The organism is Glutamicibacter sp. FR1 (assembly GCF_047300825.1).
Taxonomy (GTDB): Bacteria; Actinomycetota; Actinomycetes; order Actinomycetales; family Micrococcaceae; genus Glutamicibacter; species Glutamicibacter nicotianae.
The window spans coordinates 3,128,091-3,139,783 of record NZ_CP178602.1; the positions used below are offsets into that span (position 1 = coordinate 3,128,091).

Annotated in this window: 5 protein-coding genes; 2 read left to right on the top strand and 3 right to left on the bottom strand. The window is 53.8% G+C overall.

Features of this window, described 5'->3' with window-relative positions; genetic code table 11:
- The first annotated feature begins 38 nt into the window (after window positions 1-38).
- The gene (locus ACLQ8T_RS15070; RefSeq protein WP_413455138.1) at window positions 39-1,433 is read left to right on the top strand and encodes a cryptochrome/photolyase family protein; all 1,395 of its coding nucleotides are present in this window, start codon (window positions 39-41) and stop codon (window positions 1,431-1,433) included.
- 97 nt (window positions 1,434-1,530) lie between these two features.
- Window positions 1,531-1,728, top strand: coding sequence for a hypothetical protein (locus ACLQ8T_RS15075; protein ID WP_413455139.1), 198 nt, complete (start codon window positions 1,531-1,533; stop codon window positions 1,726-1,728).
- Between the two features lie 179 nt (window positions 1,729-1,907).
- On the opposite strand, the gene ACLQ8T_RS15080 is transcribed toward ACLQ8T_RS15075, so the two are convergent.
- The 3 genes from ACLQ8T_RS15080 to ACLQ8T_RS15090 all read right to left on the bottom strand — a co-directional run bounded on the left by ACLQ8T_RS15080 (window position 1,908) and on the right by ACLQ8T_RS15090 (window position 11,662).
- A complete protein-coding gene (locus ACLQ8T_RS15080) occupies window positions 1,908-2,981 on the bottom strand; it encodes an alkene reductase (protein ID WP_413455140.1) in 1,074 nt (357 codons plus the stop codon).
- Window positions 2,982-3,215: 234 nt separating this feature from the next.
- Entirely contained in the window at window positions 3,216-8,558 is a 5,343-nt protein-coding gene (locus ACLQ8T_RS15085; RefSeq protein ID WP_413455141.1) for a DEAD/DEAH box helicase, read from the bottom strand.
- Between the two features lie 17 nt (window positions 8,559-8,575).
- Complete coding sequence (locus tag ACLQ8T_RS15090; protein ID WP_413455142.1) at window positions 8,576-11,662, bottom strand: hypothetical protein; 3,087 nt, start codon at window positions 11,660-11,662, stop codon at window positions 8,576-8,578.
- Window positions 11,663-11,693: the final 31 nt, after the last annotated feature.

Below are 11,693 nucleotides of genomic sequence, written 5' to 3' on the forward strand. Positions count from 1 at the left end.
TAACTACCTGAATAGCGCATCGAAAGGGAAGCTCTCAAATGAACCACTCGCCACCGCCAGTCCAGCTCATGTGGTTCCGCGATGACCTGCGCACCGCAGATAATCCCGCACTAACCTCCGCCTTATCCGCAGGACCAGTGATCGCAGTATTCATTCTTGACGAGGATTCCCCGGGCATTCGCCCATTGGGTGGTGCGGCCAAGTGGTGGCTGCACCAGGGGTTGAAAAGCCTACAAGCGTCGCTGGAGGAACTGGGCATTCCGCTTGTCCTACTCAAAGGTTCAGCGGACGAAAAAATCACGGATTTGGCCAAGCAAACCAAGGCCGGGGCTGTTCACTGGAACCGCCGTTATGGTCAACCGGAACGCGAGGTGGATACCCAAGCCAAAACCGCACTACGCGCCCTCGGACTCGAAGCTCACAGCTATCCCGGCACGCTATTGCACGAACCGTGGGAACTGATGACCAAGAACGAAACCGGCTACAAGGTCTTCACACCTTTCTACAATGCCTTGCGCGACAGCACCATCAGGCCCGCGCTCCCAGCACCTGCAGCCCAAGATCACGTCACCGAATCGGCAATCCCCTCCGGTCTCGAACTGGAAGAACTCGAACTGCTGCCGGCAACAACGGATTGGACTGCAGGATTGGCAGAGCGGTGGGAACCCGGCGAAGCGCCTGCGCGCCAACGGCTCGAAGAGGTCCTGGAATCAATTGCCGAAGACTATCCGGTTCACCATGACCGGCCCGATCTGGACGGAACTTCCGCCCTGTCCCCTGCGCTGCGTTGGGGGCATCTGGGCCCCCACGAGATGTGGGATGCTCTGGGCCGGCTTGCCGCTGAGAATCCCAAAGCAGCCGAAGGGGCCACCGCAATGCGGCGCCAGCTGGCCTGGCGAGACTTCTGCTGGCACCTGTACTACCATCACCCGCACCTGCCGGAGCGGAACCTTCGCGCAGAGTTCGACCACTTCGACTGGGCGTGGCCGGAGGACGATCCGCAAACTTCGGACCACGTCGCCGCTTGGCAGCGCGGTAAGACGGGCTTTCGCCTGGTCGACGCGGGCATGCAGCAGCTCTGGCAGACCGGATGGATGCACAACCGGGTGCGCATGGTTGCAGCCAGCCTGCTGGTCAAGAACCTGCAGGTGCATTGGAAGGTCGGCGAGCGCTGGTTCTGGGACACCTTGGTGGATGCGGACATTGCCTGCAATACCGCCAATTGGCAATGGGTTGCTGGCAGCGGCGCCGATGCTGCGCCGTATTTCAGGGTCTTCAATCCGGAATTGCAGGCCAAGAAATTCGACCCGCAAGGAAGCTATGCCTCCCGATTCGCACCGTTGGCCGCGGAGCCCATCGTGGATCTGAAGCAATCACGGCTCGACGCCCTGGACGCCTACGAGCAGATGAAACTCCGAGGGGATGCAAGCTGAAGACCTCCACGCCGGCCTCGGCACGCTGGCACGTTCCGGGCCAACTGGACAGGGCAGCTGCGGCACCTGAGGTAAGTGAAGCTACGGCCGGCGTCCAATGGATAAATCATTCCAGCGTTCGGCTGCAACCAGGGATCGCGTCGCCAGATACTTCAGCAGCGCACGGGCGGATGTGATGACCACCGATGCCTCGGAAACCCGGTGGGTGACCAATGAGCATCCCGAGCTGTGCGCAGTGCACCCGGACAAGCCGTTCAACTTCTCCCAGAAGGCCTACCCTGCTACCGCTGGGTGATGACGAGTTCCAGGAGTACGTGAACCAGTGGCCGAACATGGCCAAGAACGACGGAACGCTCGCCGCGGCCGAGAAGCCCTGGTTTGGGTAGGTTCGAAGCTAGAACAGGACAATAAGCCGGCGGCTCCATCCAATGCAGGTTGGACGGAGCCGCTGGCATTGCTATTGAGCTGGCGTGATCAGTTCTCCCAGAACGGGTAGTCGATGTAGCCTTTGGGACCTTCGGTGTAGAAGGTCGCGAAATCCGGTTCGTTCAGCGGCAGCTGTTCTTTCCAGCGGCGCACCAGATCCGGGTTGGCAATCGCAGGGCGGCCCACGACAACGGCTTCGCCCCAGCCTTCGGCAGCCACGCGAGCGGCTTCCTCATAGGTGGTGATCTCAGCGAAGCCGGTGTTCAGCAGCACCGGACCGCCGAATTCCTTGCGCAGCGACTGGACCAGCTCGCCGGCTGGGTCGTGGTGCAGGATGCTCAGGTTGGCTAGCCCCAGTGGCGCGATGCCCTGGACCAGCTCGGTGTAGGTAGCCAGCACATCCGCGCGATCGTTTTCCAGCGCACCCTGGACGTTGTGTTCCGGCGAAATGCGCAGGCCGGTTTTCCCGGCGCCAATGGCGTTGGCAACCGCGGTCACTACTTCAATGACAAAGCGGGCCCGGTTCTCCGGGGAGCCACCATAGTTATCGGTGCGGGTGTTGGCCGAAGGTGCCAGGAACTCGTGCAACAGGTAGCCGTTGGCACCGTGAAGCTCCACGCCGTCGAATCCGGCGGCGATGGCGTTGCGCGAAGCAGTCACGAATTCCTCGATGATCCGTGGGAGTTCTTCAGAACCCAGTGCATGCGGAACCGGGTAGGCGTGCTTTCCGGTGTAGGTGCGCGACTCGCCCTCAACCGCGATGGCACTGGGTGCTTCGACGTAGTCGACACCGGTGGTTTCCGGGTGGGTGACGCGGCCAGCATGCATGACCTGGGCGACGATGAGGCCGCCTTCGGCGTGCACCGCGTCGGTGACCTTCTTCCAGCCGGCAATCTGTTCCTCGGTGACTAGGCCCGGCTGGCGGACGAATCCCTGGCCGGCAAAGCTCGGGTAGGTGCCCTCGCTGACAATCAGGCCCAGGGACGCGCGCTGGCGGTAATACTCGACTACATCTGCGTTGGGCACGCCGTCCTTGCCCGAACGGGAACGGGTGAGCGGTGCCATGACCAAGCGGTTGGACAGCTTGAGGTCGCCGAGGGCGAGAGGGGAAAACAGATCCATGGGATAAGACTCCTGAAGTGGAATTTGTACTTGCATAGTCCAACTAGGTTTTCCGTTGACGTATTCCAGTTCGGCTGGAATTATGAGCTGGCTAACGGCCAGGGCAGTCTGTTGAACAAGGTCCAGTGAGCAGTTTCCCCGCTGTTATCGCGGCAGAGCCTGTCAGTTTGATTGTGTAAGCCCCTAGTCACGTCCGTTATTCAGGGCTTCGTAACAATCAAACTGACAGGCTCATCACACGGTCTGTTTGAGTGCCACAGATTTCCCGTTGACCGCAGCTTGCAAGATTGGCAAGGCCTTTCGTCCAAACTCAACAAAGTCGCTTGGGTATACCCGATACTCTGGAACATGAGCCACGGCTGCTCGCTCCGTTGCCAGTTGCTGCTGAAGCGGGTTGTCACGATCGCGGAACCACAGTGGATGGCCGATGAGAACGCCAACGCGTGCATCATCCAGCAATATCATCGGTGTGCCGTCCTCGCCCACACGCTCCACTCTGATATCGGAGTGCAGGCTTTCCGCGATCGAGCGAACTTCATCAATACGGTCAAACCAACGCGACAGATTCAGCTCAAGCCCCGAAGATAAATCCAATACGTCCAAGGCTAGGCGCCAATCAAGAACGCCGTGAAGCCGCTGGTTATCCCAAGAACGAAGACAATCAGGGCACGAAGTTGAACATGCACGATGGCTCTTCCCCTCAAATTCTTCTTGAAGAGCTTGACGAGTCTCTTTGATGAGCTTGCCGAAGACATCCGGCTTAGCAATTTGAGCTGCGTATCCAGCGCCATTCTCAAGCGAGTCTGCAAGGAACACACGAGCTGACGAAACACCGTTGGCCGTTCTGTGCTGCAGTCCCGCCTGCATCTCCTGAGGGTCAATATCGAGCTGTTGTTTAGCTGCAGTCCTCAGCACTTCTGCCATAGACCACAAAGCGGCTTCACCGGCGGGGACCACATGTGGCGCCGTAGGAACAAAGCCTCCGCTAGTGGCAAGACGCGAGAAATCCACCGTCATGGCATCCGTGGTGCGGATTTCGCCGATAGCGCTTTTGCCGAGGTCCTTGCCGTTCTCTGGTTTTCCTTTCCAACCCCGTCGGTACAATTCCGAATTAATTGCAACAACTGAGTCATCGTCATCGGTCTTAACCAATTCGAATAGACGACCCCGATTGTCGTTGTATTGAAGCAACTTTCCTTGTTCGTAAAGTCGCACGTCTACCGCGCCGACCGGCTCACCCTGAGGTTCATCCCCAGTTGAAACAAAGGACGGAAGGCTCTTCGTCTGAGAACGAGCCTGATCGATTCGGTACGGCCTTGGCATGTAAGTGGTGCGGAACCCCAATGGCTCATAAAGGCTAAAGACTCTCATCTGCGAGTTACAGCTAGGGCAAACAGTCACGTTGGGCTTATCGATGACGGTAGTCGAGCACTCTGGACAGCCTGATACGGTGTGTTCCTTGCCCAACGGGTCGCTCGAGAACACTTTCCCATTTCGGTGTTCGTAGTTAACAAACCCGGCGGCAACATGGATCATTCTGTCTCTAACTACTTCTGCACCAGGAGCATAGTTAGTAATTGCCATGCTCAATGGGCGATCAGAAACAGTCTTGGATTCCAGAGACTTGGCAGTTGGAGACTTATCCCCATACAGCTGACGCACCCGAGTTGGGAATCCAAACATAGGCAGAAGCCCGCCCAAGGCAAGTGCCTTGCTAAGTTCATTCTCCGAAATGTCAGGTTGGGCAATAATCTTGTCAATTTCGCTGACGATGTCATGACGGGTCCATTCAATGACCGATTTGACTTCGTCGTCGTTGAGACGTGTATACGAAGTCAAACGATGAACGATACTCTCGACATCGTCATTCGACGCCAGCCATTTAGCAACTCCGGCTTTTCGAGTTGCCCATTCGTCAACGGTACCGAAGGTTCCATGGAGGCTTTCGGGCCCCCACTCTGGTGGGGTAGGTAAGGACGCAAAAGCACGTTTCAGTGTCTCGGCGGCAACAATTCGCTGAACAATTCGTACTCGGCCCAAATCCAAGAAGGGTTGAGGCGGCAAGTCCCCGGTCATCCTATAGGCATGATTGAAGTAGTACTCATCATGCGCGGAGTCACGACAAGAAGTAATTGCAAATGAGAACGCCTGGCCGGAGCGGCCAGCACGGCCAACGCGCTGCTGATAGTTAAACCGTTGAGGCGGCATATTTGCCATCAATGTCGCGTTAAGTGATCCAATGTCCACCCCGACCTCCATTGTGGTGGTTACGCTAAGAACATCGAGCTCACAGGTTAACGAATTCTCGTCCGGCGCAGGCAGCTGCACACCCTTAAACCAACGCTGACGACGACGCTGCTCAGAAGCAGGTTTTGTTTGTGCAGTTAGCTCGGCTACTGCGATGCGACGCACCTCTTGGTCAGCTAACCAGCCATAGTAATCTTGGGCACTAGTGTCCAAAGGCTGCAGAAGAAGCTCAACTGATTCGCAACCCTTGTTCGCACATACTCCCGCTGAACCATGTAAATGTTGGAAAGCGCACTTACTGCAAACCCAAACGTTGTCCCCAGCCAGTGCAAAACGTACTTTCCCTGAATTCCCGTTGAGCTTCAGCACCCAGCCCAAAGTCACACCGATTCTCTCCAGAACTGAATAGACCCAGGCTTCTAGGACATCAGCATCAACTCCATGCTTTGCTGCAACCTTAGTCAGGTAACTCTTGATCGCAACTGGTGTTTTACTCGTGGCAGTATCAGCTGCCCAGTGACCTTCGTAGTTCCGTGAAAGGCCTAGTATGCGTACGCAACTAGAAAGTACTTCCGTAGAAATCTGACCGTCTAATGGGCTAGCTTCATCGTCAGGTACAGAAACAGGGAACCAAGCAAGATGGGTGGATTCAACATCACGACGTCCGGCGTCGAAGACCTGCCGAGCAAGTTCACTATCAAGCATCTTGCTAAATTGGCTTTGGGTACGAACTGTCGACGAAGGGTCCATCTGCTCCCATAATCCTGCAGAAGGTGGCGCGTAGAACTTATACCAAGGTTCACCGAACGAAGATTGGGCGCTTGCGGAACTGCCGGCAGGACTCAAACCAATCCGGACCATTTGCGATTCAACACGAGAACGCAGATCAGACCAACTAATCCCCGTTTCTGTGCCCGCTTCCGCAGATTCAATAAGAGCTACTTGTTCGGGCGTAGCCGCCCCACTCATTCGCGCCAAAACTGCCATAAATAAGGCTGTGTTCGAAGTGAGGATGTGATCAGTCTGTGCAGCTTCTTGAGGTGACAGCGACAGCGGATCTGTTGCCCTACGCTCCAGAATGTCCACGGTGCTGGTCGCCGATGCTTCTTTCAGTCCCTTTCTCAACATCTGGACCAGAATATCGCCGTACTGTCGCGTCGCAAGGGACGCTGAAGTTCTGGCTGCAGAATCACGGTTATCAGTAAAGACTATGGTCCGATAATCCTTGGGCTCCGACCCTAGCGTCCGAGGTAACTGACGCAGGTAGATAGATGTTGCCTGGGCTGGAGAAGTCGCATGCCCCTGAAGAGGAGATACAACACGGCCCTGTTTAAAGTCCACGGACTGAGTATCAGATTGTCCGCAATGAGGGCAACGCGGTGGAATAGCTGGTGCGTCGCCTACTTCCTGGCCGCCCAATTGAAGTACCCAACCGTTGCAGTCAAAGCCGCCAAGACTCAGTATTCCCGCTTGATTCAGGTCAGCTGGCAACCATGATGCATTGAACCCCTGTACGGTCCACTTTTTGTTCGCACCGACAGGAACTTGTTCGCTAGACGGCCAGAACCATCGATAATCCTTTCGCGCACGATTAGTGGTCAGCCCCGGGGCATCCCCCAAGACACCTGTCGGAGTAGCGCTTAGCGCTTCTTCGTTGTCATGAAGAGGAAGAACATAACCGCCAAGGCTCGCATCGCCACATTCACTACAAAGAATGAGTTCCAATACACGCGACCCGCAATCGTCGCAGGTTGACAGCGGCTGCCCAAAAATCTTTCCCACGCGACGTTCCGCGTCTCGCCTGTCGGGCGATACACCACTGCATTCGGGATTAGTACAGGCCCACAAACCCGAAAGTACTCTGGCAAAAATATGGCCGCGAAGAGGAACTGGTGTCGTTGCTTTTTCACCGATTGCAGCTAATACAGCTTCCAGGCCCGCGAGGTCCTGATCTTCTTCATTAAAAATTCTCTCAGCGATAGTGCTAAGGAACTGCGCGCGGTACCGCTTCTCTTCAGGGTCAAAGCATGCCTGCGCAACTATTTTGGAGAGCTCTTCAGCTTGTCCCACTAGTGTGCCGTTTTCGGCAGCAGATAGTACGCTGCTTCGGGCAATTGGTTCCAGAGATTCGAGCTCTAGTGGCTGTCCGGCAGTTACAACGAAAGTCGAGGCATCAACACCAAAAAACTCCTCAAGGAAGTTCAGCCCATCGGCGTCACCTTCCAAGGAAGCAGAAGCAGCAACAATTCGAAGCTGGGGGCTGTTTGGCTCCAGCCCTAGCTTGTCCAGGATACGGCGGAGCAACAACGCGACTTCACTGCCGGATGCACCACGATATGAATGAAGCTCATCAACAGCCAAAGTGAAGACGTGAGTGGGATCTGAAGCAAGCCAAGCTTTCGTTTTAGCAAAAATTGGAGATTCAAATTCACGCATCAAAATTGCGTTAATCATTGAGAAGTTCGAGACAAACACGTCGGGCGGATCCTGGACCATGTCCCACCGCGTAACCATCTCGTTTCTCGTAGGATCCGTGAACAGCGCTAAGTCTGCTTCATGCACATGAGCAGAATCCTGCAAACTGTTGAATTCCTTCTCCAGTTCCTGAATTTCTTTGCTAATCGCTCCGACTCGGCTCTTATCTTTTGATGTGGGCAGGTGGTTATTGCCTAGAGTCGCGCCGGTGTAACGCCCGAACCACAATCGCGCCTGAGGCAGATCTTTCGCGATACGTCTGAAAGCCGACCGCAAACGAGTCAGCTGATCTTCTACCAATGCGTTCGTTGGATAAAGAATCATTGCGCGAACAGCTGCAGGACGGCTTTCACTCGCACGCATTCGCTGGTATTTGGCATTCGTTCCTCGCCACCAGCATTCGACTGGGCCTGGTTTTTCCCAGTTCTCCGATTCTTCTACCAGTCTCAGCAAGATTGGGAGGAGCATAGCTTCAGTCTTACCTGAACCGGTTCCTGAGGTCACGACAACATTATGTTTCCCGGTGTCATGAACGTCGCGGTTGGTAGTTATCGCCAGAGCCTGGTGCTTGCGCAGCATCAGGCGTTCACCCTTCTCCGCGTTGATGTAATCACCAAAGAACGCGGTGCCCACAACTCTTGCTACATTCTCAGAATACCCCGCTGCAACCGCCGTCTTGAGCAAATCATCGGTTGCTGGATACGGCAAGACCGGCTCGATAAGAGCTTCGCGAAAAATCTGTCCTTCTTTCGCGACAAGATCTTCGCGGTCAGCTGACAATCCTTTCGAACGCAAACGATAGTTCGTATTGAAATAACGGAGAAATGCTTCCTTCAGATCCTGAGACACGCTCATAGGATTAGGCTTCTTGCTCAAGACATGACCTTTCTAATGATAACGGTGGCTGTTTCTGGCGAAATCCCGTTATAAGTTATTGAATTAAGTCGAGTTTCTTCATCAGGTAAACCACCCGAAGCCAGCACTGCTGACCGTCCATATAGTCCCGGCAAAGAAGCGCCTAGTGGGACCCGCAGTTTTCTCTCATTTGAATCATAGGACAACAAAGGTTTCTTAAGAATATTTGCGGATAGATGTTTACCTAGTTCTGCCCAGACGCGAGCACCAGTTCCACTCTCGATATCCGCTTCAGTTCTCAGAAAATAACCAGCCCCTTGAACACGCGAAAGTCGATATAACCCTGGAATCTCTGCGGCCTGGCTTTCGATCCAGGTCGCGCTGTCGAGAAGGAAATACTCATACTGGTTCAGGGAGGGGAAAGGCTCTCGCTTCAGATCACGGACGAGGGTAGACATAGGAGGTAGTGCTTCGGCAAGAGCGAGGCCGTTTCTTGGAACAATGTCCTCTTCGTCCACATATTCTTCAAGGATTCCTACTAGTTTGGACCTGGAAATGTCGGCAAAATGCGCAAGGATCATGTCGTTCGTGTCCGATTCTTTCACGATTCCTCCGGCTGAGGAGACTCCCGCAGAAATCTCCTTAACAAGTGCATTACTCCATGGACCAGTCAAGAGCCATGTTCCGTCATCGGCACCTGCGACACACTGATAAGCGGACTCCCAAGCAACAATTTCTAATCGTTCATCACGTTCAACCTCAATAAAAGCCAAGGATTCCAACGACAGAAGTAGCGTACGCTCAAATAGAGCAGAATCTTCCAATTGCCTCGCCAGAACGGAGAACTCTTTACGCGTCCCCTCTCCTAAAAACATCATTGCATCAAGCATTGCGTTCAAGTTTGGATTGGCTTGAGCTGCTGAAATTTTTGGTAGCGACTTTCTCGCCACAGTCCCTGAATATTCTTTCTTTCGAGCGTCCTTAATACGGGTTGGATAGCGCTTGCTGATTCCGCATTCGTTACATTGTGCATACATCCAAGGAGTTTTAGGGTACTTACCATCGAAAGTTGGCACGGTGAAAACATGCCTTCCGGTTACGACACAGCTTTTTTCACCAGGTTTTGGGAGTTTCAACTTCGCACGTGTCATACCAAAGTTCTTGCGACCGGACCACATAACTTTGGCGGAAATTGAACAATCCTGTAGATCACCAATAAAAGGAGATGCATCGATATTGGCGCCCATAATCCATCCCTTTGCTGTATCTGCTTCTTCAACAGCGGTAAGTGGCCACAGCGCGGTACCAACTGCATGAGCAATTGAGCGAAGTTGTTCTGGATCGGCACTGTCCGATGAATCAGCGTGGCGTAACCTGAGCTGCAAATTCTGGAGAGTCTTCTTCTTTCGGCGCAAAGAGAGCGTGAAATCAGCATGTCCTCCCGACAAACTCTTCACGCCGACTTTGAAGGGCGGAACAATGTTCTCATGGAGCAATACATCAGTAGTTTTTAGAGAGTCTGGATTTAGATCGATCCTATATAGATCGACTGGGCCTTGATCTTCCGAGGTAATGATCAATGACATAGGCGCGAGTGAACTCCAACGTCTTGTTCTTCCGGGAAGTCGCAGACCGCCCTGCAACGTCATTTGGGTAGTCAGACGAGGTTGGAAAGCTGAGAAATCAGTGTGTTCTACAAGCTTTTCATTGGGTGCGCGCAGAAGTGTGACATCAACGTATGCGACCCATCCTTGGGGGATTCCTTCTGTCCCTCCACCTTCAACTTTTCTATACGACGGCTGAGCAGAATCTTTTAGGATTGCTTCAACGTTCGAGACAAGTCGTTCTTCGTTTTTGAGCAATACGCGTGTTTCTAGTCCAGCTACGGCACGGTCAACTTCGACGTATGAAGCAGTCAGTGCATCTTTAGCAAAGATGACAATGCGTTTGGGAGCACGTTGAAGCTTTTGGCCTTCGGAAGTCGTAATGGAGATTGTGGAGCCCACCAGCGATCCCGGCTCAATCTGATGCCCGTCGAAACTGACACCATAGGAGTTGTTACCTGCAGGCTTGAAACTGACAGTCGCATGAGTCCCATCTTCAACGATGACTTGACCGACACCATCTTCGGGGACGCCATGGGTTGCAATCAATCCGAATTTTGCGACTGACGATAGAAGCTGTCGTTCGTTTCTCCAGCTCAGAATACATCGCGCCGCTCTCGAAACATGACGCTCACCGAATCCGGTGGCCTTGGGGCCTTCCCAAACTCCAAATTGAGCGAGTGCAAGCTCAGTTACTCTGTCCTGGTTTCCAGGTTTTGCCCAAATAATTCGAAGCGCCTGGTTCGCACTACTGCCAGGTAATGTAAGCCAGACGTCCAAAGCAGCGAACATTTCTGCATGCGATACAGATGAACCTGCGATAAATCCCTGCTCTGCAAAGAATCGATTTATATTTCGACGTTCGGTATTGCGAATAAGCGCCTGAGAAATAGGCAGGCCAACATAGCGGTACATCAATGCATAAGCGCTAGGCAGCCCCTTTGTCCCGGAAAAGTCTTCAAGCCAAACGCTGAGCGCTTCCCAGTATGTCTCGCTCGACATAGCGAAGGAACGCCGCAATCGTATAGATTCCGAATTAGGAATTTCTAAGAGGCGCTCTAACTGAACATAGTAGCTTCCATCCCCTGAAGCTCCACCAGAAGCAGAAGTCTGCATCCTTTCTGCAGCGATGGACAACAACATGAGCAACGCAATATGCGGTGGCGCTGGTACAGGTTGCTTCTTCCCAAGCGCGGATTTACGTCCATACAGCCATCGCTTCGTGAGCATGTCGTATTCGGCGAATGTTTCTCGACCAGAAGGGTACCAACACAGCCTGTTCGCCACTGCCTCTGCCAGCGACGTGATAGCTTCGTTGACAGAAGCCAGGCCGAGCGAAACGTAAGCTGTTTCAAAAGCATGGTCGTCTTGATCCAGATAAACCATCTGTCCAGAGTGATCAGAACTGAAGAATGCGCCAGCCAAGGCATCATTCCAAGCTTCATAATCAATTTGCTCAACAACAACCACAGGATCCCCCTTCTGGCTGACTAACGTCATCGTTCATTCCCCTATTTGAACCTGTAATGCA

Excerpts from the sequence above, each read along its gene's own strand:
- ACLQ8T_RS15070 (WP_413455138.1), top strand. The coding sequence starts at position 39 with ATGAACCACTCGCCACCGCCAGTCCAGCTCATGTGGTTCCGCGATGAC.
- ACLQ8T_RS15075 (WP_413455139.1), top strand. The coding sequence starts at position 1,531 with ATGGATAAATCATTCCAGCGTTCGGCTGCAACCAGGGATCGCGTCGCC.
- ACLQ8T_RS15080 (WP_413455140.1), bottom strand. The coding sequence starts at position 2,981 with ATGGATCTGTTTTCCCCTCTCGCCCTCGGCGACCTCAAGCTGTCCAAC.
- ACLQ8T_RS15085 (WP_413455141.1), bottom strand. The coding sequence starts at position 8,558 with ATGAGCGTGTCTCAGGATCTGAAGGAAGCATTTCTCCGTTATTTCAAT.
- ACLQ8T_RS15090 (WP_413455142.1), bottom strand. The coding sequence starts at position 11,662 with ATGACGTTAGTCAGCCAGAAGGGGGATCCTGTGGTTGTTGTTGAGCAA.